Annotated in this window: 16 protein-coding genes; 11 read left to right on the top strand and 5 right to left on the bottom strand. The window is 55.0% G+C overall.

All coding sequences use genetic code 11. From position 1 onward, the window contains the following. Nucleotides 1-107: 107 nt before the first annotated feature. From GW579_RS07200 to menE, 8 genes are all read left to right on the top strand, one after another. Nucleotides 108-623, top strand: a complete 516-nt coding sequence (locus GW579_RS07200; RefSeq protein ID WP_165058286.1) for a DUF1097 domain-containing protein — start codon at nucleotides 108-110, stop codon at nucleotides 621-623. A 103-nt stretch (nucleotides 624-726) separates the two neighbouring features. Next, entirely contained in the window at nucleotides 727-1,035 is a 309-nt protein-coding gene (locus GW579_RS07195) for a DUF883 family protein (protein WP_152324361.1), read from the top strand. Nucleotides 1,036-1,265: 230 nt separating this feature from the next. After that, nucleotides 1,266-2,606, top strand: coding sequence for an isochorismate synthase MenF (gene menF, locus GW579_RS07190; protein WP_165058284.1), 1,341 nt, complete (start codon nucleotides 1,266-1,268; stop codon nucleotides 2,604-2,606). A gap of 23 nt (nucleotides 2,607-2,629) precedes the next feature. Beyond that, nucleotides 2,630-4,303, top strand: coding sequence for a 2-succinyl-5-enolpyruvyl-6-hydroxy-3-cyclohexene-1-carboxylic-acid synthase (gene menD, locus GW579_RS07185; RefSeq protein WP_165058282.1), 1,674 nt, complete (start codon nucleotides 2,630-2,632; stop codon nucleotides 4,301-4,303). Continuing rightward, the gene (menH, locus tag GW579_RS07180; protein ID WP_165058280.1) at nucleotides 4,300-5,097 is read left to right on the top strand and encodes a 2-succinyl-6-hydroxy-2,4-cyclohexadiene-1-carboxylate synthase; all 798 of its coding nucleotides are present in this window, start codon (nucleotides 4,300-4,302) and stop codon (nucleotides 5,095-5,097) included. The genes menD and menH overlap by 4 nt, the downstream gene beginning before the upstream one ends. Continuing rightward, entirely contained in the window at nucleotides 5,084-5,941 is an 858-nt protein-coding gene (gene menB / locus GW579_RS07175) for a 1,4-dihydroxy-2-naphthoyl-CoA synthase (protein WP_152324357.1), read from the top strand. Before menH ends, menB begins: the two co-directional genes overlap by 14 nt. Continuing rightward, entirely contained in the window at nucleotides 5,941-6,942 is a 1,002-nt protein-coding gene (gene menC / locus GW579_RS07170; RefSeq protein ID WP_165058279.1) for an o-succinylbenzoate synthase, read from the top strand. The genes menB and menC overlap by 1 nt, the downstream gene beginning before the upstream one ends. After that, nucleotides 6,927-8,303: an o-succinylbenzoate--CoA ligase gene (gene menE / locus GW579_RS07165; RefSeq protein WP_165058277.1), complete on the top strand. Its 1,377-nt coding sequence runs from the start codon at nucleotides 6,927-6,929 to the stop codon at nucleotides 8,301-8,303. The genes menC and menE overlap by 16 nt, the downstream gene beginning before the upstream one ends. A 55-nt stretch (nucleotides 8,304-8,358) precedes the next feature. On the opposite strand, the gene GW579_RS07160 is transcribed toward menE, so the two are convergent. Continuing rightward, nucleotides 8,359-9,792: a catalase gene (locus GW579_RS07160; RefSeq protein ID WP_165058275.1), complete on the bottom strand. Its 1,434-nt coding sequence runs from the start codon at nucleotides 9,790-9,792 to the stop codon at nucleotides 8,359-8,361. Nucleotides 9,793-10,112: 320 nt separating this feature from the next. Between GW579_RS07160 and GW579_RS07155 the strand changes: the two genes are divergently transcribed. Further along, nucleotides 10,113-10,658: a YfaZ family outer membrane protein gene (locus GW579_RS07155; protein ID WP_152324353.1), complete on the top strand. Its 546-nt coding sequence runs from the start codon at nucleotides 10,113-10,115 to the stop codon at nucleotides 10,656-10,658. A gap of 156 nt (nucleotides 10,659-10,814) precedes the next feature. Beyond that, nucleotides 10,815-12,023, top strand: a complete 1,209-nt coding sequence (locus tag GW579_RS07150; protein WP_165058273.1) for a nicotinamide mononucleotide deamidase-related protein YfaY — start codon at nucleotides 10,815-10,817, stop codon at nucleotides 12,021-12,023. 659 nt (nucleotides 12,024-12,682) lie between these two features. On the opposite strand, the gene yfaE is transcribed toward GW579_RS07150, so the two are convergent. The 4 genes from yfaE to ubiG all read right to left on the bottom strand — a co-directional run bounded on the left by yfaE (nucleotide 12,683) and on the right by ubiG (nucleotide 17,669). After that, nucleotides 12,683-12,943, bottom strand: coding sequence for a class I ribonucleotide reductase maintenance protein YfaE (gene yfaE / locus GW579_RS07145; protein ID WP_165058271.1), 261 nt, complete (start codon nucleotides 12,941-12,943; stop codon nucleotides 12,683-12,685). Beyond that, a complete protein-coding gene (nrdB, locus tag GW579_RS07140) occupies nucleotides 12,944-14,074 on the bottom strand; it encodes a class Ia ribonucleoside-diphosphate reductase subunit beta (RefSeq protein WP_152324349.1) in 1,131 nt (376 codons plus the stop codon). 71 nt (nucleotides 14,075-14,145) lie between these two features. Continuing rightward, complete coding sequence (gene nrdA, locus GW579_RS07135; protein ID WP_165058269.1) at nucleotides 14,146-16,428, bottom strand: class 1a ribonucleoside-diphosphate reductase subunit alpha; 2,283 nt, start codon at nucleotides 16,426-16,428, stop codon at nucleotides 14,146-14,148. A 503-nt stretch (nucleotides 16,429-16,931) separates the two neighbouring features. Further along, on the bottom strand, nucleotides 16,932-17,669 hold the full coding sequence (gene ubiG, locus GW579_RS07130; RefSeq protein ID WP_152324347.1) for a bifunctional 2-polyprenyl-6-hydroxyphenol methylase/3-demethylubiquinol 3-O-methyltransferase UbiG: 738 nt from the start codon (nucleotides 17,667-17,669) through the stop codon (nucleotides 16,932-16,934). A gap of 260 nt (nucleotides 17,670-17,929) precedes the next feature. Here ubiG and gyrA point away from each other — a divergent pair, with 260 nt between their 5' ends. Continuing rightward, entirely contained in the window at nucleotides 17,930-20,581 is a 2,652-nt protein-coding gene (gene gyrA / locus GW579_RS07125) for a DNA topoisomerase (ATP-hydrolyzing) subunit A (protein ID WP_165058267.1), read from the top strand. Nucleotides 20,582-20,682: the final 101 nt, after the last annotated feature.

Here is a 20,682-nt window from a genome sequence, read left to right as displayed (position 1 = left end):
TATGTACGTTCATTCAAATATTACATTTGTTTTGTGATCTTGCCCATTCCATTATTCCCGCCAATGCGTACACTGCGCGCTTGTTCAGATTCGTATGGATTTACACCATGAATGTTTTAGTGATGATTGCCATAACCACCGGCATCCTCTCCGGTGTCTGGGGTTGGGTGGCCATCAGCCTTGGGCTGATAAGCTGGGCGGGATTCCTCGGATGCACGGCATATTTCGCCTGTCCGCAGGGTGGACTACGCGGATTACTGATCAGTACGCTGACCTGCATGAGCGGTGTCTTTTGGGCGGTCGTCATTATCGCGGGCAGCGCCATGCGCCCCGAATGGAGCATTCTCGGTTACATGCTGACCGGCGTCGTCGCTTTCCTGATGTGCATTCAGGCCCGGCAACAGTGGCTGGCTTTTGTGCCGGGAACATTTATCGGTGCCTGTGCGACTTTTGCCGCGCAGGGCGACTGGCGTCAGGTGGTGGTGTCATTGCTGGTCGGACTGGTATTCGGTTACGCGATGAAAAACAGCGGATTATGGCTGGCGAAACAGCGTGAAAAACCGCGTGCGCAGCTGGAAAAATCCGTCGTTTTTGTGGAAACCAAAGGGTCAGAAGGTTCTTAAAACTCCCGAATTTACGGCAGTTTATGGGATCCGGCGGGCATTTACTCCCGTTCTGCGCTAGGGTTATAGGCAGTGTGAACTTTCACATCATAAGGAGATAAATATGGCTGACCAATTTGAGACACAGCAGAACTCGTTAGATGACGATTTGCGTATGCTGACTGAAACTCTGGAAGAAGTGCTGAAATCTTCCGGTGATAAAGCCGATGAGAAGTATGTCCAAATCAAAGCGCGTGCAGAAAATGCACTGAAAGATATCAAATCGCGCATTGATCCGCAGGCTCGCTCTTACTGCAAAAAAGCCCGCAAAGTTGCAGAACAAACTGACAGCTATGTGCGCGAAAACCCATGGCACGGCGTTGGTGTAGGCGCGGCTGTCGGTCTGGTGGTTGGCCTCCTTCTGCGTCGCTAATCCCGCTGAGCAGGAGCGGTTTTCGCTGCTCCTGCTACCTCACGTTTGATTACTCCTTTCTCTCCTCCTATACTCCTTCTTAGCTAACGTCACTCACTTCAGCTTGATCTGTCGCATATTTTCATTTTTCGTATCGCCGCATAATTCATCCGTAATTGATCCAACCCGTTTTTTGATCCAGAAGGGTATTTCTGCCCGTCACAAAACATCCGGTATGGCCCGAGGTAGCGGTGAAACAAATATCAGCAATCATTGAACAGCTTGATACAGCCCTGGCAGGCGAATGGCCTGATACCGCGGGTATCCGACAGTTCAGTTATTCTCTGCAAAAACAGCCTGACACCGGCCTGCTTGAATGGTTATCCGCACAACCTTGCTATCCAAAATTCTACTGGCAGCAGCGCGATGGCGATGAAGAAGCCGCCGTGTGTGGCGATGCCTATGCGTTTGGCAACCTGTCGCAGGCGCAGGATTTTATCCGAGAGTACCAGGACATTTCCGATCTGCATATCTGGGGCCTGAACGCCTTTAATGCGGACAACGATGACGCCGCATTTGCGGCCAACGCTCTCTTCCTGCCACGCATTGAGCTCTGCCGCAAAGGCACCACTTACTGGCTGCGCTGTACCGTTTTCAGCACCCTTTCGTTATGGAATGAAGCGCGCCGGACCCGGTTGTTCCTGCGTTCGCTGGTCGCCAGCCGGGATTTGCCGCCGATCACTTCCCGCGTCATCCAGCACCAGCATTTGCCCGCTCAGCCGCAGTGGAACGAACTGATTTCACAGGCGCTGACCTGTATCGAACAGCAGCAATTCGACAAAGTCGTTCTCGCCCGTAAAACTACCCTAACGCTCAGCCAGCCGCTGAACGCCTGCGCTTTCCTCGCCGCCAGCCGCGAAGTCAATCATCGCTGTTATCACTTTATGCTGGCGTTCACGCCGCAACAGGCTTTTCTGGGATCCAGCCCGGAACGTCTGTTCCTGCGCGACCATACTGAGTTATTCACCGAAGCGCTGGCGGGCACTGTCGCTAATCATCCTGATGATGGTGAAGCACAAATGCTGGGTGAATGGCTGCTGAATGACGGCAAAAACCAGCGTGAAAACTTGCTGGTGGTTGATGATATTTGCCAGCGTTTGCAGGGCGGGGCGCATTCTCTGGACGTGATGCCCGCTGAGATTCTGCGGTTACGCAAAGTGCAGCATCTGCGCCGCAGCATCCACGGCGAGCTCGCCGAGGCCGATGACGCCGGATGCCTGCAACGTCTGCAACCGACGGCGGCGGTGGCCGGATTACCGCGTCAGGCCGCGCGTGAATTTATCGCCCGTTATGAGCCATTTGACCGCCAGTGGTACGCCGGTTCTGCCGGGTATCTCAGTACCGAACAAAGTGAATTTACCGTGGCATTGCGCTCTGCGGCGGTAAAAGGACAACAGCTGGAACTTTACGCCGGGGCGGGGATTGTCGCCGGTTCTGACGCTGCACAGGAATGGCAGGAAATCGAAAACAAAGCCGCCGGTTTGCGTACTTTGCTGGAAGAGCACTACACGCCTGCCGTTCAGGCCGGATAATCCTTTGCCGGAGTGAGTTCATCATGTCTGTTGCCGTCTTTAACCGTCGCTGGGCGACGCTGATCCTTGAAGCACTGACCCGCCATAATGTGCAGCATGTCTGTATTGCTCCCGGTTCCCGTTCCACGCCGCTGACCCTTGCAGCCGCGGCACATCCGTATCTGATCTGTCACACCCATTTTGACGAACGCGGCCTCGGCCATCTGGCGCTCGGGCTGGCAAAAGCCAGCGGGCAGCGCGTGGCTGTCATTGTCACTTCCGGCACGGCGGTCGCCAATCTTTATCCGGCACTGATCGAAGCGGGACTCACCGGCGAAAAACTGGTGCTGCTCACCGCCGATCGCCCGCCGGAACTCATCGACTGTGGCGCCAATCAGGCTATCCGCCAGACCGGTATTTTTGCCAGCCATCCGGTTCAGACGCTGGATTTGCCGCGTCCGACGCCGGAAATCAGTGCCCGCTGGCTGGTGTCGGCGCTCGATAACGCGCTGGCGCAGCAGACGCATGGCGCGGTACATATAAATTGCCCGTTTGCTGAGCCGCTTTATGGTGAAGATAACGGTGAACATCAGGTCTGGCTGCAAACGCTGGGCGACTGGTGGCAGGGAGATCAGCCGTGGCTGTCTTATTCGCCGGTGCAGCATCCGGTGGCACAGTCTGACTGGTTTTCATGGCGGCAAAAGCGCGGCGTGATTATCGCCGGTCGTATTTCAGCGCAGGAAAGTGAGCTGGTCGCCCGCTGGGCAGAACTGCTTGGCTGGCCGCTGATAACTGACGTTCAGGCATCAACCGGTAATCCGCTTCCCTGTTCCGATTTATGGCTTGCCTCCCCGCAGGCGCAGGCTGTGCTGTCGAAAACTCAGCTGGTCATTCAGTTTGGCGGCGGTTTAACCGGTAAGCGTTTGCTGCAATGGCAGGCCGCGTGCCAGCCGGAGGAATACTGGCTGATCGACACCTTACCGGGCAGGCAGGATCCGGCGCAGCACCGTGGCCACCGTATTCAGGCCGATGTCGCTGAGTGGCTTCTGGCGCACCCTGCGCAGCCTCAGCCGGACTGGGCAGAAGAGCTGGAACAGTGTTCCCAACGCGCGCTAAACGCCGTGGAAAATCGTCTTGAAGGCACCTTTGGTGAGGCCGCGGTGGCGTGGTGTCTTCCCGCTTTATTGCCGGAGCACGGTCAGCTTTTTCTTGGCAACAGCCTGATTGTCCGGCTCGTGGATGCTTTCGCGCAGTTGCCTGCCGGTTATCCGGTTTTCGCCAACCGCGGCGCCAGCGGAATTGACGGCCTGCTCTCAACAGCCGCCGGTGTTCAGCGCGCAACCTGCAAACCCACGCTGGTGCTTCTCGGCGATATCTCCGCACTTTACGATTTAAACGCGTTGGCGCTGATGCGCCAGTGTTCCGCCCCGACGGTCATCATCGTGGTGAACAACAACGGCGGGCAGATTTTCTCTTTGTTGCCGACGCCGGAGGCCGAGCGTCAGCGTTTTTACTGCATGCCGCAAAACGTTGAATTCAGCCATGCGGCAGCGATGTTTGGTCTGGATTACGCCTGCCCGGATTCCATGAGCACGTTACGCGACGCCGTCAGCCAGTGCTGGCAGCACGGCGGTGTAAAACTTATCGAGCTGAAAGTCAGTGAAACGGAAGGCGCTGAGTGTCTGCGTGATTTAGTCAGAGAGGTCAGCGCATCATGACGCTGGCCTGCACGCGGCTCAGTGGCGACGCCGAAGGGCGTCCGTGGCTGGTCTTTCTCCACGGTTTGCTGGGCAGTGCTGAAGACTGGCAGCCGCTTTTGCCTTCGCTGACCGGATGGCCGTGCTTACGGGTGGATTTGCCGGGGCACGGGCGTTCCACCGCGATTACCGCCGCTGGTTTTGCCGACGTCAGTCAGTTGCTGACCGAAACGCTGAACGGGCAGGGCATAACTTCTTACTGGCTGATCGGTTATTCGCTGGGCGGGCGCATCAGCCTGTATCACGCCTGTCACGGCGACACGTCCGGCTTGCAGGGTGTGCTGGTGGAAGGTGCACATCCCGGGCTGACCTGTCCGGCAGAACGCGCGCAGCGCCGTCATCACGATCAGCAATGGGCCGCCCGTTTCACGCAAGCATCCTGGCCGCAGACACTCGCCAGCTGGTATCAGCAGCCGGTGTTTTCCAGCCTGACGGACGAACAGCGCGCTGAGCTGGTTTTATTGCGTGAGGGCAATAATCCCCGCGCCGTTGCCGCGATGCTGGCCTCCACGTCGCTGTCGGTGCAGCCGGATTTGCGCCCTGAACTGCGTCTGCTTTCCCGTCCACTGGCGTGGCTGTGTGGCAGTGCCGACACCAAATTTATCCATCTTGCACAGCAGTCCGGTTTCGAACTGCGTACCGTCGCCAATGCCGGGCATAACGCCCATCGTGACAATCCGGCGGAATTTGCCCGTCAGGCGCTGGCGTTCATTAATTCACCTGTCTTAAAGGAAGTTGAGCATGATTTATCCTGATGAAAAAGAACTGTATGCGCCGGTTGAATGGCGTGATTGCACCGGCGAATTCGAAGATATCCGTTATCACAAATCTGCAGATGGCATTGCTAAAATCACCATCAACCGTCCGCAGGTGCGTAATGCGTTTCGCCCGCTGACCGTCAAAGAAATGATCCGTGCGCTCGACGATGCCCGTAACGACGAAGGTATTGGCGTGATCGTGCTGACCGGCGAAGGCGAAAAAGCCTTCTGCGCCGGCGGTGATCAGAAAGTCCGCGGCGATTACGGCGGCTATCAGGACGCCAGCGGCGTGCACCACCTGAACGTGCTGGATTTTCAGCGTCAGATCCGTACCTGCCCGAAACCTGTTGTGGCGATGGTAGCCGGTTTCTCCATCGGCGGCGGACACGTTCTGCATATGATGTGCGACCTGACGATTGCCGCGGATAACGCCATCTTTGGCCAGACCGGCCCGAAAGTCGGTTCCTTCGACGGCGGCTGGGGCGCTTCTTATATGGCGCGCATCGTCGGCCAGAAAAAAGCCCGCGAAATCTGGTTCCTGTGCCGTCAGTACGACGCGAAAGCCGCGCTGGAAATGGGCCTGGTTAACACTGTAGTTCCGCTGGCCGATCTGGAAAAGGAAACCGTGCGCTGGTGCCGTGAAATGCTGGAAAACAGCCCGATGGCGCTGCGTTGCCTGAAAGCTGCACTCAATGCTGACTGCGACGGTCAGGCCGGGTTGCAGGAACTGGCGGGTAACGCCACGATGCTGTTCTACATGACCGACGAAGGTCAGGAAGGCCGCAACGCGTTTAACGAAAAACGCCAGCCGGACTTCAGCAAATTTAAGCGTAATCCGTAATGCGCCGCGCCACGGTGTACCGGTATAGCCTGCCGATGGAGGCGGGCGTGGTGCTGCGCAATCAGCGTCTGAAAACGCGTGACGGTTTGCTGGTATCACTGTGGCAGGACGATAAAACCGGCTGGGGCGAAATTGCGCCGCTGCCCGGTGTTAGTCAGGAAGCGTTGCCGCAGGCGCAGGATGCCGTTCAGCACGGGCTGAGCCAGTGGGTGCAGGGCGCATCGCTGACGGCGGTTGCGTCGGCGTTCAGCAGTTTGCCTTCTGTGGCGTTCGGCCTCAGTTGTGCCGATGCGGAATTGCGCGGCGAATTGCCGGAAGTCATGAGTTTGCGCTGTGCGCCGCTGTGTCATGGCGATCCGAACGAACTGTATGCGCGTCTGGGTGAATTGCCGGGTGATTTATTTGGCCAGAAAGTCGCCAAAGTGAAAGTCGGTTTGTACGAATCGGTAGGCGACGGGCTGAATGTCAGCATGTTGCTGGAGGCGTTGCCGGAGCTGCGTTTACGCCTCGACGCTAACCGCAGCTGGACGCCGGTCAAAGCCGAGGGGTTTGCCCGTCACGTCGCCCCTGAGCTGCGTTCCCGCATCGCTTTTATCGAAGAACCCTGCCTGACGCGTGAACAATCCCGCGATTTTTCCCGTACCACCGGCATTAAGATTGCCTGGGACGAAAGCGTGCGCGAGCCCGGTTTTACCGTTCAGGCCGAGCCGGGTCTGGCGGCGATCATCATCAAACCTACGCTGACGGGAAGCCTGTTGCGCTGCCGCCAGCTGATTGCGCAGGCCCACGCGGCGGGGCTGGAAGCAGTCATCAGTTCATCGATTGAATCCAGCCTCGGGCTGACGCAGCTGGCGCGTATCGCGCAATGGCTGACGCCCGACGCCGTGCCGGGGCTCGATACACTGGATCTGATGCAGGCACAGTTGATCCGGCAATGGCCGGGTTCCACACTCCCGCTGACGGATGTTTCTCAACTGGAAAAGGTATGGCAGAGCAAATGATCAATGACTGGCCATGGCGTGAACGGGCGAACCGTTCGCCGTTTGCCATGGCGCTGAAAGCCGGGGATATCACCTGGTGCTGGCGTGATTTGCAACATCGTGTTGATTCACTGGCCGCCGGATTTATTCAGCAGGGCGTCAGTGAAGGCGCGGGTGTTGTGCTGCGCAGTAAAAACAGTCTGGATGCGCTGCTCAGTTATCTGGCGCTGTTGCAGACTGGCGCGCGTTTACTGCCGCTGAATCCGCAGTTGCCGCAGGGTCTTTGCGAAAAATTATTACCCCAGCTGGACATCAGTTTTGTGCTGGATCTGACCGGACAGCCGCTGTCCCTGAGCCAGACGCCGCTGCATTTGCGTAACGCGTTTTCCGTCAGCTGCGTTTCATGGCAGCCGGAGCGTATTGCAACAATGACGCTCACTTCCGGCTCCAGCGGGTTGCCGAAAGCCGCAGCGCATACCCTTTCCGCTCATCTTGCCAGTGCGCGCGGCGTTCTGGGTTTGATTCCGTTTACACACAACGACAGCTGGCTGCTTTCGCTGCCGCAGTTTCATGTATCGGGGCAGGGGATTATCTGGCGATGGCTTACCGCCGGTGCCACGCTGGTGCTGGCTGGGGATAAAAATATCGAGACCGCGCTGGCGGAATGCAGCCATGCGTCGCTGGTGCCGACGCAGCTCTGGCGTTTGTTGCAACAAACGGCATTCCCGGCGTCCCTGCGACACGTTCTGCTCGGCGGTGCGCAGATCCCGCTGGAGCTGACCACGCAGGCCGAAAAGGCTGGTGTGCAGTGCTGGTGCGGTTACGGGATGACGGAAACGGCGTCCACGGTGGCGGCCAAACGCGCTGATGCGTCGGCGGGTGTGGGCATGCCGCTGGCCGGAAAAGACGTCCGTATTTCTGACGAAGAAATCCTGATCCGTGCCGACAGTCTGGCGGCCGGTTACTGGAAAAACGGTAGTCTGATGCCGCTGACGGATGCCGATGGCTGGTTGCATACCCGCGATCGCGGCGGGTGGCATGCCGGAGAACTGTTTATCGCCGGGCGTCTGGACAATCTGTTTTTCAGCGGCGGCGAAGGCATTCAGCCGGAAGATATCGAAAAAGTGCTGGTCAGCCATCCTCAGGTTTCGCAGGCTTTTGTGGTTCCCGTTGCTGATGAACAATTCGGACATCGTCCGGTGGCGGTGCTTGACGCACAGGCCGGGCTGGTTTATGCGGAACTGAATCTCTGGCTTAGCCGGAAATTACCGCATTTCCAGTTGCCGGTGGCGTATCACGCGTTGCCCGAAACGCTGGCGCAGGGCGGTATCAAAATCTCCCGGCTGCGCATCCGGCAGTGGATTGAAACGCTGACCGCGTAGACGAAAAAAGGGCCGCATTGCGCGGCCCTTATCATTGCTTACGGTGTAAACCGGATCAGGCTTTCAGTGCTTCTTCAACGCCCGCGCCATACGCCGGATCGACTTTATAGAACAGGTCGAGCTGACGTAGTTGCGTTTCAGGTGACGCATGCTTCAGTTCACCGGCAATGCGCGCAAACATACGCTGATGTTCGGCTTCAGACAGCAGGTTAAACAGCAAACGCGGCTGAGTGAAATAATCATCATCTTCACGATGATTCCAGTGATCGGCTGCGCCCTCAATGCTCAGCGGCGGTTCGCTGAAATCGGGCTGTTCCTGGAATAAACCTGCGCTGTTCGGCTCGTACGTCACGCCGTTACCGCTGTTGCCGTCAACGCGCATCGCGCCGTCGCGGTGATAATTATGGAACGGGCATTTTGGTGCGTTCACCGGGATCTGATGATGGTTCACGCCCAGACGGTAACGGTGCGCGTCGCCGTAAGAGAACAGGCGCCCCTGCAACATTTTGTCCGGGGAGAAGCCGATGCCCGGCACCACGTTCGCCGGGCTCATCGCCACCTGCTCAACTTCGGCAAAGTAGTTTTCCGGATTACGGTTCAGCTCGAATTCACCGACCTCAATCAGCGGATAATCGCTGTGCAACCAGACTTTGGTCAGGTCAAACGGGTTGTACGGCAGTTGGGAGGCTTCCGCTTCCGGCATGATTTGCACGAACAGTTTCCAGCGCGGGAAATCGCCGCGTTCGATGGCGTCATACAGGTCGCGCTGTGAACTTTCGCGGTCGGTGCCGACCAGTTTTTCGGCTTCATCATCCATCAGGTTTTCAATACCCTGCTGGCAGCGGAAATGGAATTTCACCCAGAAACGCTCATTTTCTGCGTTGATAAAGCTAAAGGTGTGGCTGCCGAAACCGTGAATGTGACGGTAAGACGTTGGCAGGCCACGGTCACTGACGTCGATGGTCAGCTGATGCAACGCTTCCGGCAGATGCGAGAAGAAATCCCATTTATACGCCGGGTTACGCAGGTTAGTGCGCGGGTCGCGTTTCACGACGTGGTTCAGATCCGGGAACTTCAGCGGGTCACGCAGGTAAAATACCGGCGTGTTATTACCGACCAAATCCCAGTTGCCTTCTTCGGTGTAAAACTTCATGGAGAAGCCGCGGATATCACGTTCTGCATCCGCCGCGCCGCGCTCACCGGCCACGGTAGAGAAACGGATAAACATGTCGGTTTGCTTGCCGATTTCAGAGAAGATCTTCGCGCGGGTGTACTGCGTAATATCGTGCGTCACGGTGAAGGTACCGTGCGCGCCGGAACCTTTCGCGTGCATTCGACGCTCAGGGATCACTTCGCGGTCGAAGTGCGCTAATTTCTCAAGAAACCAGACATCCTGCAGAAGCAGCGGGCCACGGCGGCCAGCGGTGATGACATTGTTATTATCGACGACGGGTGCGCCAGAGGCTGTTGTTAATCCTTTCTTCGTCATGACAATTCCTTCCAGTTTGAAACGGGTGTGGGGTAAAAGGGGCTGTGGAAGCCTTTTTACATTCCTTGTCTGAGGGTTGCTTTCCTAAGCAAAATTCACTCTACCCACAAGTAATAAACCCTATATTGATCAGGGGCAAATAGGCTGGAGTTATCATTCCGATTAGAAATCGTCGTTTCATCAATGAAATCGATGTTTCTTACAATTTACCGCCTTTTCGCGAATGTTTTAAAGTTCCAAAAAGTTGTTACAACAGAGTGAATTGCTTTAGACTTCACGCGGAAGAATCATTGTCGTTTAGCAATTATTTAGGATAAATAATGAAAAAGTTTCTTGTCGCTGGTGTAGCTGCCAGCCTGATGTTCGCGGCTGCTTCTGCAAATGCAATCAGCGTGAATGGTGAAGTTGGCGAGCATTACACTCACTTAGGCGTGGGCTTCGGCACCACTTCTCCGGGTCTGGCTTTAAGCGGTGACTGGACACATAACGATGACGACGGCGATGTTGCCGGTCTGGGTCTGGGCTACAACATCCCGCTGGGTCCGTTCATGGCCACCGTTGGCGGTAAAGGGCTTTACACCAACCCGAAAGACGGCGACGAAGGTTACGCGGCAGCAGTTGGTGGCGGCCTGCAATTGCCAATCGCTAAACTGTTCACCCTGTACGGTGATTACTATTATTCCCCGGATTCCCTGTCCAGCGGCATTGGCAATTATAAAGAAGCTAATGCAGGCGTCCGTCTGACCGCGATTCCGTTAGTGACCGTGAGCGTGGGTTACCGGTACATGGCGCTGGACGGCAAAGATGGCAACCGTGACAACATCGTGGCTGATGGCGCATACCTCGGCGGCGCCATCAACTTCTGATCCCCGTCCTCTTTCGGGAAATCTCCTGATAAGCCTGCTTAGCAGGCTTTTTTTTCGCCTGAATGTTCCCTTCCGCACTCTCACTTTGTGCTTTTGCAATTGTGTTTCGGCCTGAGCCTTTCTACAGTGGAGTGACAAAAACAGAAGGAGAACGGGATGCTTAGGGTTGAGATGCTGAGTACGGGTGACGAAGTGCTGCACGGCCAGATTGTGGATACCAATTCTGCGTGGCTGGCGAATTATCTGTTCGAACAGGGTTTACCGATGACCAGCCGCGAAACCGTGGGTGACAGTCTCGACGCGCTGGTGGCCGTTCTCGAAGAACGCAGCCATATCGCGGATGTGCTGATTGTAAACGGCGGTTTAGGGCCAACAACGGATGATTTAAGTGCGCTGGCCGCGGCTAAAGCCTGCGGCGTAGAACTGGTGGAGAATGCCGGCTGGATTGAAACCATGCAGGCATTCTTTAATGAACGTGGCCGTCCGATGGCCGAATCTAACCGTAAACAGGCACAAATTCCGGCCAATGCCGAACTGCTGGATAACCCGGTCGGCACCGCCTGCGGGTTTAGCGTCAGGCTCAACCGCTGTCAGATCTTCTTCACGCCGGGCGTACCTTCTGAATTTAAAGTGATGGTGGAGCAGCAAATCGTTCCGCGACTTCACAAACAATTTCCCGCACTTGAAGCGCCGTTGTGTCTGCGTCTGACCACGTTCGGACGCGGCGAAAGCGATCTCGCCACCGAACTGGATAAGCTTGAACTGCCGGAAGGTGTGGTGATGGGTTACCGTTCGTCATCGCCGATTATCGAGCTGAAAGTTACCGGCCCGCGTTCGCAGGAAGCCGCGATGCACAAAGCGTTTGAGCGTGTACGGGAAGTGGCGGGGGAGAGCACGATTTTCGAAGGGCTGGGCAGTCTGCCAGATCGTCTGGCTGAGCGTCTGCTGGCACAAAATCTGCGTCTTGCGGTGAGTGAAAGTTTCACCGGTGGTCTGCTGAACTGGCGGCTGCAAAGCGCAGGTGTTCCGTTGGCTAACGGCGAGCTCCTGCCGCGAAGCGACGATGCCTCACCGGAGAAATCCCTCGAAAACTTACTGGCGCGCGCCCGGTCACTGGCCGAAAGCAGCGGTGCACAGCTGGCGCTGGCCGTCGGGGCATTATCAGGCGACCGGCTCAGTCTGGCACTGCATACGCCATCAGGAACCAGCGGATTAACGATTCGTTACACCGCGACGCGACACGGTCTTACGTTACGGCAGGAGACTATCGCGATGGTGGGAATGGATATGCTGCGGCGGTATCTGAACGGGTGGGAGCCGGTAGCGGACTATCCTTGGCTCGACCGAGTCGAGAAAGTCTGGTGATTATTTAAGGTCAAGACCTTGGGCTGCGGCCCAAACTGGCTCTAAGGTCAAGACCTTGGGCTGCCGCCCAAACTGGCCCAAAGGACGCGTAAACGCGCGCCCTCTGGACTCCCGCGTTTTTTAAAACACGTGCCAAGCAACCCGGCTCTGTTTCAGAAACGCCAGCTATTGCCGCATAATCCCGCCGCTGCGCGGTGCCCTCCGTTCGGGTTACAACCCGCGCAAAATCGCGCGGTTTTCCACCTCTCCTCCGGCGCGATTTTTGAACGCGGCCAGAGGCTTTTTAGGTCACAGCTTCACCGGCTCGGATCACATGAAAAGCAAAACACTTTGCTTAATATTCAATTGGTTTTTTCTTTTAAAATGGTGGGATGGCGCGATAAAAAAATCCTGCTGAACGGAGCGGCTTCGAGACCTTAGGCTCGAAGGCCGAGAGAAGGCACCGCGCAGCGGCAGGGTTTTGAGCCACATGTGGAGTCACAGAACACGTCCATCGGCCTTGCGACAGCGCATGTTTTAAAAAAACGCGGGAGTCCAGAGGGAGAAGGTTTATTCTCCCTCTGGTCGGTGTGGGCCGACGCCCACGACCTTGACGTTGAAGTCGGTTTTGAAGTGGTTGTTAAAGCAGTTCGCAACATCGGGCTGTGGGCCAAAACCCACTAAAACTCAATCTCAATATCCCCGACCGGCATACAACAACACGGCAAAATCTCGCCGTCAGAGATGAACGCTAAGGGTTTTTCACTGTACTCCACCGCACCGCTAACCAGCCGCATGCGGCACGATCCGCAATAGCCTTCACGACACTGATACTCGACGTCAACATCATGATGTTCAAACACTTCCAGCAGATTGCGATGGTGGCTTTCGCACACCAGCTGTCTGCCACCGGCTGAAAGTGTGATGGTTCTGTCCGTCATTTACAGCTCGAAATCACTCAGATCGTCAGCATGAACTTCAGAGTCAATCTGACCGACCAGATAGGAGCTGACCTCCACTTCCTGAGGTGCAACCTGCACGTTGTCGGACACCAGCCAGGCGTTGATCCACGGAATTGGGTTAGAGCGGGTTTTAAATGGCGCATCCAGACCCACAGCCTGCATACGGATGTTGGTGATGTACTCGACGTACTGGCACAGAATGTCTTTGTTCAGGCCGATCATCGAGCCGTCTTTGAACAGATATTCAGCCCAGTCTTTTTCCTGCTGCGCGGCGAGCACGAACAAATCATGGCATTCCTGCTGACATTCCAGCGCGATCTCAGCCATTTCCGGATCGTCCTGACCTGAGCGCAGCAGGTTCAGTGCGTGCTGCGTGCCGGTCAGATGCAGGGCTTCGTCACGGGCGATCATCTTGATGATTTTCGCGTTGCCTTCCATCAGTTCACGTTCTGCGAACGCAAACGAACAGGCGAAGCTGACGTAGAAACGCACGGCTTCCAGCGCGTTTACGCTCATCAGGCAGATGTAGAGTTTTTTCTTCAGTTCACGCAGGTTTACCACGACAGTTTTGCCGTTCACCTGATGCGTGCCTTCGCCCAGCAGGTGGTAGTAGCTGGTCATCTCAATCAGCGTATCGTAATAGCCGGAGATATCTTTCGCGCGCTTGAGGATTTCTTCGTTGGTCACGATATCGTCAAACACAATCGCCGGATCGTTAACGATGTTGCGGATAATGTGCGTGTAAGAACGCGAGTGAATAGTTTCCGAGAACGCCCAGGTTTCGACCCAGGTTTCCAGCTCCGGGATAGAAATCAGCGGCAACAGCGCGACGTTCGGGCTGCGGCCCTGAATGGAATCGAGCAGCGTCTGGTATTTCAGGTTGCTGAGGAAGATGTGCTTTTCGTGCTCCGGCAGTGCCTGGAAATCGATACGGTCGCGGGAAACATCAATCTCTTCCGGACGCCAGAAGAAGGACAGCTGCTTTTCGATCAGTTTTTCAAAGATTTCATGCTTCTGCTGGTCGAAACGGGCAACGTTAACCGACTGGCCAAAGAACATTGGCTCAAGAAGCTGATCGTTTTTATTCTGGGAAAAAGTACTGTAGGCCATAACTTCCTCGAAATTCTCGGCAAAAACCCCCTGACGGGGGTTTCGAATAATAATTGAGTTAAAACAGACGATTAGATTTTGCAGGCGCCGCTTTCGCAGTCATCAGCCACTTCAGCTTTCATGTCTTCCTGCACATCGTCAGCACCGTCGCGGGTGTTCTGATAGTACAGCGTTTTCACGCCAAATTTGTAGGCCGTCAGCAGGTCTTTCAACAACTGCTTCATCGGCACTTTGCTGTTCGGGAAGCGCGACGGATCATAATTGGTGTTAGACGAAATCGCCTGGTCGATGAATTTCTGCATCACGCCAACCAGTTGCAGATAACCGTCGTTGTTCGGCATATCCCACAACAGTTCGTACTGATCTTTCAGACGCTCATATTCCGGCACAACCTGGCGCAGGATGCCGTCTTTCGACGCTTTGATACTGATGTGGCCGCGCGGTGGCTCGATACCGTTGGTGGCATTGGAGATCTGCGAAGACGTCTCGGAAGGCATCAGCGCGGACAGCGTGGAGTTACGCAGGCCGTGGGTTTTGATGCTTTCGCGCAGGGAATCCCAGTCCAGATGCAGCGGCTCGTCGCAAATCGCATCCAGATCTTTCTTGTAGGTATCCACCGGCATGATGCCCTGGGAATAGGTGGTTTCATTGAACCACTGACACGCGCCTTGCTCTTTCGCCAGCTCGTTGGAGGCTTTCAGCAGGTAATACTGAATGGCTTCAAACGTTTTGTGCGTCAGGTTGTTGGCGCTGCCATCGGAATAACGCACGCCGTTTTTCGCCAGATAATACGCGTAGTTAATCACGCCGATACCCAGCGTACGACGGCCCATCGCGCCACGTTTCGCGGCTTTGATCGGGTAATCCTGATAATCGAGCAGGGCGTCAAGGGCACGAACTGCCAGCACTGCCAGCTCTTCCAGATCGTCGAGGCTTTCGATAGCGCCGAGGTTGAAAGCAGACAGCGTACACAGCGCGATTTCGCCGTTTTCGTCGTTGACGTCATCCAGCGGTTTGGTTGGCAGCGCGATTTCCAGACACAGGTTGGACTGGCGAACAGGCGCGATAGCCGGATCAAACGGGCTGTGGGTGTTGCAGTGGTCAACGTGCTGAATGTAGATACGGCCTGTAGAAGCACGTTCCTGCATCATCAGCGAAAACAGCTCAACCGCTTTTACTTTCTGCTTACGGATGCTGGCGTCCTGCTCGTACTTCTCGTAGAGACGTTCGAACTCGTCCTGATCGGCAAAGAAGGCATCGTACAGGCCTGGCACGTCGGACGGGCTGAACAGCGTGATATCGCCGCCTTTCACCAGACGCTGATACATCAGTTTGTTGATCTGCACGCCGTAGTCCATATGACGGACGCGGTTGCCTTCAACACCACGGTTGTTTTTCAGCACCAGCAGGCTTTCAACTTCCAGATGCCACATCGGATAGAACAATGTGGCTGCGCCGCCGCGAACGCCGCCCTGAGAACAGGATTTCACGGCGGTCTGGAAGTGTTTGTAGAACGGGATACAACCGGTGTGGAACGCTTCGCCGCCACGGATCGGGCTGCCCAGCGCACGGATGCGACCGGCATTGATGCCGATACCGGCACGTTGGGAAACGTATTTCACGATAGCGCTGGACGTCGCGTTGATGGAATCCAGGCTGTCGCCACATTCAATCAGAACGCAGGAGCTGAACTGACGGGTTGGGGTGCGCACGCCAGACATGATCGGCGTAGGCAGAGAAATTTTGAAGGTAGAAATCGCGTCATAGAAACGTTTGATGTAATCCAGACGGGTTTCACGCGGGTAGCCGGAGAACAGGCAGGCCGCGACCAGAATGTACAGAAACTGTGCGCTTTCGTAGATATCGCCGGTCACGCGGTTCTGTGCCAGATATTTCCCTTCCAGCTGCTTCACAGCTGCGTAGGAGAAATTCATGTCGCGCCAGTGGTCAATAAAACTGTCCATCTGCTCGAACTCTTCAGCCGTGTAGTCTTCCAGCAGATGTTTGTCGTATTTACCCATTTCAACCATGCGCGTGACCTGGTCGATCAGTTTTGGCGGTTCAAACTGGCCGTAGGCTTTTTTACGCAGGTGGAAGATTGCCAGACGGGCGGCCAGATATTGGTAATCCGGGGCATCTTTGGAGATCAGGTCGGCAGCCGCTTTGATAATCGTTTCATGAATATCAGCGGTTTTAATCCCGTCATAGAACTGGATGTGTGAACGAAGTTCTACTTGAGAAACTGATACGTTTTGAAGACCTTCCGCTGCCCAGTCAATGACACGGTGGATTTTATCAAGGTTGATGCGTTCTGTGCGGCCATCACGTTTAGTAACAAGCAGACTTTGGTTCATTCGGTGTGATACCTCAAAGGTTTATACAGTGCCTGACCTGGCCGTGAAAACACGCGCGACAGCACAAAGAGTCCCTTGTGTGCTGGTCAGGATATAAACACAATATATTGTGGGTTTGTTATTTTCTGATGACAAGATAGTGACTGAATGGCCCTTTTGCAAGTGAACAAAATGGCCTGTTTTGTGGATAAGTTGGGGAGAAATTTTTGCCTCAAGCCTGAGGAGTCCGTCATTGCTGGCGCGACAAACCTGTCAATATCTGAGATACGATTTTCTTATATTTTTGCGAAAGGTGATCGACTGCCGGTTTATTAAACGTTAGAAAAAAACGCTATATTGATCTGGATAACTATTCTAAAAAAACATGTTGCGCCTGCCGGATGAACCAACACCCTAAAAACTAAGGTTTAAGTGAAATTATGAGCAGGGATGTTTGGGTAAAGTCTGAAGATTTCAGCCCGGAACGCATCTTCCGGGCTTGACGCAGGGGTGATTTCGGGCACTCAGCTCACGCTGTTATTTTCAGCCTGCGTATGAATCATGTAATTCACATCGACGTTTGGCCCGAGTTTGAAATGGTCGGTCAGAGGGTTGTAATGCAGCCCCATAATGTGGCGTTCAAACAGCGGCGTGCGGTCAATCATGTTCAGCAGCTCTGACGGCTTGATGAACTTTTTGATGTCATGCGTGCCCTTCGGCACCATCTTCAGCACGTATTCCGCGCCGAAAATCGCCATCAGCCAGGCTTTATTATTGCGGTTGATGGTTGAGAAGAAAACGTGGCCGCCGGGCTTTACCAGACGGGCGCAGGCCGCAACCACTGACGCCGGGTCCGGTACGTGTTCCAGCATTTCCATACAGGTCACGACATCGTACTGCTGCGGATGCGCATCGGCATGTGCTTCGACAGTTTCCTGCACGTAAGTGACTTTCACACCGCTTTCCAGCGCATGCAGACGCGCGACCTGCAACGGCTCGCCGCCCATGTCCAGACCGGTCACTTCTGCGCCAGCCACCGCCATGCTTTCACTTAAAATTCCGCCGCCGCAGCCGACGTCGAGAACCTTCTTCCCGAACAGGCCGTCGGCGCGCTCCAGAATGTAGTTCAGACGAAGTGGATTAATGCGGTGAAGGGGTTTGAATTCGCCTTCCAGATCCCACCAGCGCGAGGCGACGGCCTCAAACTTGGCGATTTCTTCATGGTCAATATTCTGTGGCTTAGAGGCCGGTGTGGTTGTCATGAGCGTGATGAACTCCTTATATCCAGATGAGCGGATTATACATATTCCGTCCGGTTTGGTTCAGTTTTGTCGCGACTGGCTAATCTTTGTACGAATTCACGCGCTTTGCGCAAAGGTTTGAATCATGTTGGATAATACTGCGCAAAAGGGGGAGGTTGTTTTCCACGTTTGGCTGGTTTGTGGTATAGTTTTACACCTTTGCGCTATATATGCCTACGTGGGCAGCGGCCATGAATAATCAGTAGAGGGATAGCAGCTCCATGAGCGACCTTGCCAGAGAAATCACACCGATTAACATCGAAGAAGAGCTGAAAAACTCTTACCTGGATTATGCGATGTCCGTTATTGTCGGACGTGCGCTCCCAGATGTGCGCGATGGTTTGAAACCGGTGCACCGCCGCGTACTTTTCGCAATGAATGTTCTCGGTAACGACTGGAATAAAGCCTACAAAAAATCGGCCCGTGTGGTCGGTGACGTTATCGGTAAATATCACCCGCACGGTGATACTGCTGTTTATGACACCATCGTTCGTATGGCTCAGCCTTTTTCACTTCGCTACATGCTGGTGGACGGGCAGGGTAACTTCGGTTCGGTGGATGGCGACTCCGCCGCCGCCATGCGTTATACCGAAATCCGCATGTCAAAAATTGCACACGAATTGCTGGCAGACTTAGAAAAAGAAACTGTCGATTTCGTGCCAAACTATGACGGCACCGAACAAATTCCTGCGGTAATGCCAACGCGTATTCCTAACCTGCTGGTTAACGGCTCGTCAGGTATCGCGGTCGGTATGGCGACGAACATTCCGCCGCATAACCTCACTGAGGTGATCAACGGCTGTCTGGCGTACATCGAAGATGAAAACATCAGCATTGAAGGGCTGATGGAACACATCCCGGGGCCTGACTTCCCGACGGCAGCGATCATCAATGGCCGTCGTGGTATCGAAGAAGCTTACCGTACAGGCCGTGGCAAAATCTCCATCCGTGCCCGCGCTGAAGTGGAAGCGGACGCCAAAACCGGTCGCGAAACCATCATTGTTCACGAGATCCCGTATCAGGTGAACAAAGCCCGTCTGATCGAAAAGATCGCCGAGCTGGTGAAAGAAAAGCGTGTCGAAGGCATCAGCGCACTGCGTGATGAGTCCGACAAAGACGGTATGCGTATCGTCATTGAAATCAAACGCGACGCTGTCGGTGAAGTGGTTCTGAATAACCTCTATTCACTGACGCAGCTACAGACTTCTTTCGGCATCAACATGGTGGCATTGCACCAGGGTCAGCCGAAAATTCTCGGTCTGAAAGAGATCCTGTCTGCGTTTGTCCGTCACCGTCGTGAAGTCGTCACGCGTCGTACTATCTTCGAACTGCGCAAAGCCCGTGACCGTGCACATATCCTTGAAGCACTGGCCATCGCGCTGGCAAACATCGACCCAATCATTGAACTGATCCGTGCTGCACCGACGCCGGCTGAAGCGAAAGCGGGCCTGATCGCGCGTTCATGGGATCTGGGTAACGTTGCTGCGATGCTGGCAAGCGCCGGTGATGATGCGGCTCGTCCTGAATGGCTGGAACCACAGTTTGGTATTCACGACGGTAAATACTTCCTGACTGAACAGCAGGCACAGGCGATTCTGGATCTGCGCTTGCAGAAACTGACCGGCCTTGAGCACGAAAAACTGCTGGATGAATACAAAGAGCTGCTGGTGCAAATCGCCGAGCTGCTGTTCATCCTGTCCAGCCCTGAGCGTCTGATGGAAGTCATTCGTGAAGAACTGGAAGCGATCCGCGATCAGTATAACGATCCGCGTCGCACCGAAATTACGGCGAACTCTTCTGACATCAACATCGAAGACCTGATCAATCAGGAAGACGTTGTGGTGACATTGTCGCATCAGGGGTATGTGAAATATCAGCCTCTGACCGACTATGAAGCGCAGCGTCGCGGTGGTAAAGGCAAATCAGCCGCACGCATTAAAGAAGAAGACTTTATCGACCGTCTGCTGGTGGCTAACACCCATGACACCATTCTGATGTTCTCAAGTCGCGGACGTTTGTACTGGATGAAAGTCTATCAGTTGCCGGAAGCCAGCCGCGGTGCCCGTGGCCGTCCGATCGTCAACTTACTGCCGCTTGAGCCAAACGAACGTATTACCGCCATTCTGCCAGTACGCGAGTACGAAGAAGGCCGTCATGTGTTCATGGCAACCGCAAGCGGTACCGTGAAGAAAACTGCTCTGACCGATTTCAGCCGTCCGCGCAGCGCCGGCATCATCGCCATCAACCTGAACGAGGGTGATGAGCTGATTGGTGTTGACCTGACTGACGGTAAAGACGAAGTCATGCTGTTCTCTGCCGCCGGTAAAGTGGTGCGCTTCTCCGAAGAAGCCGTCCGCTCGATGGGCCGTACGGCGACCGGTGTACGCGGTATCCGTCTGGGCGAAGGCGACAGCGTTGTGTCCCTGATTATCCCACGCGGCGACGGTTGTATTCTGACTGTGACGCAAAACGGCTTCGGTAAACGGACTGAGTCCACAGAATATCCAACCAAATCCCGTGCAACGCAGGGCGTAATCTCAATCAAAGTGAGCGAGCGTAACGGACCGGTTGTTGGCGCGATTCAGGTAGATGAAGCGGATCAGATCATGATGATCACCGACGCCGGTACGCTGGTGCGTACCCGTGTTTCTGAAGTGAGTACAGTAGGCCGTAACACCCAGGGTGTGACGCTTATCCGTACCGCAGAAGAAGAACACGTCGTCGGTCTGCAACGTGTTGCAGAGCCGGTAGAAGACGAAGAACTGGATGGCGTAGCCACTGAAGCGGGCGAACTGGAAGCGGCACAAGCAGCCGATTTGCCGGACGACGCAGAAGGTGAAGACGATCAGCCAGCAGACGACGAAGAAGAATAAGTTTTCTTAGTCGGATAAATGAAGGGCATAACATGGCAACGTGTTATGCCTTTTTTATTAACATCGTATTTTTTAGAAACCACGACAATAGTGTATTCTGA

This window comes from Rahnella contaminans (genome assembly GCF_011065485.1).
Classification (GTDB): domain Bacteria; phylum Pseudomonadota; class Gammaproteobacteria; order Enterobacterales; family Enterobacteriaceae; genus Rahnella; species Rahnella contaminans.
The sequence above is the reverse complement of the archived record's forward strand: the minus strand, read 5'-3'. Positions and strand labels throughout refer to the sequence as shown.

Bases quoted from the DNA above. Each gene is read 5' to 3' on its own strand.
- menH (WP_165058280.1), top strand. From the start codon at position 4,300: ATGACGCTGGCCTGCACGCGGCTCAGTGGCGACGCCGAAGGGCGTCCG.
- yfaE (WP_165058271.1), bottom strand. From the start codon at position 12,943: ATGACGGACAGAACCATCACACTTTCAGCCGGTGGCAGACAGCTGGTG.
- nrdB (WP_152324349.1), bottom strand. From the start codon at position 14,074: ATGGCCTACAGTACTTTTTCCCAGAATAAAAACGATCAGCTTCTTGAG.
- gyrA (WP_165058267.1), top strand. From the start codon at position 17,930: ATGAGCGACCTTGCCAGAGAAATCACACCGATTAACATCGAAGAAGAG.
- GW579_RS07200 (WP_165058286.1), top strand. From the start codon at position 108: ATGAATGTTTTAGTGATGATTGCCATAACCACCGGCATCCTCTCCGGT.
- menE (WP_165058277.1), top strand. From the start codon at position 6,927: ATGGCAGAGCAAATGATCAATGACTGGCCATGGCGTGAACGGGCGAAC.
- GW579_RS07150 (WP_165058273.1), top strand. From the start codon at position 10,815: ATGCTTAGGGTTGAGATGCTGAGTACGGGTGACGAAGTGCTGCACGGC.
- GW579_RS07160 (WP_165058275.1), bottom strand. From the start codon at position 9,792: ATGACGAAGAAAGGATTAACAACAGCCTCTGGCGCACCCGTCGTCGAT.
- GW579_RS07155 (WP_152324353.1), top strand. From the start codon at position 10,113: ATGAAAAAGTTTCTTGTCGCTGGTGTAGCTGCCAGCCTGATGTTCGCG.
- menB (WP_152324357.1), top strand. From the start codon at position 5,084: ATGATTTATCCTGATGAAAAAGAACTGTATGCGCCGGTTGAATGGCGT.
- ubiG (WP_152324347.1), bottom strand. From the start codon at position 17,669: ATGACAACCACACCGGCCTCTAAGCCACAGAATATTGACCATGAAGAA.
- GW579_RS07195 (WP_152324361.1), top strand. From the start codon at position 727: ATGGCTGACCAATTTGAGACACAGCAGAACTCGTTAGATGACGATTTG.
- menD (WP_165058282.1), top strand. From the start codon at position 2,630: ATGTCTGTTGCCGTCTTTAACCGTCGCTGGGCGACGCTGATCCTTGAA.
- menC (WP_165058279.1), top strand. From the start codon at position 5,941: ATGCGCCGCGCCACGGTGTACCGGTATAGCCTGCCGATGGAGGCGGGC.
- nrdA (WP_165058269.1), bottom strand. From the start codon at position 16,428: ATGAACCAAAGTCTGCTTGTTACTAAACGTGATGGCCGCACAGAACGC.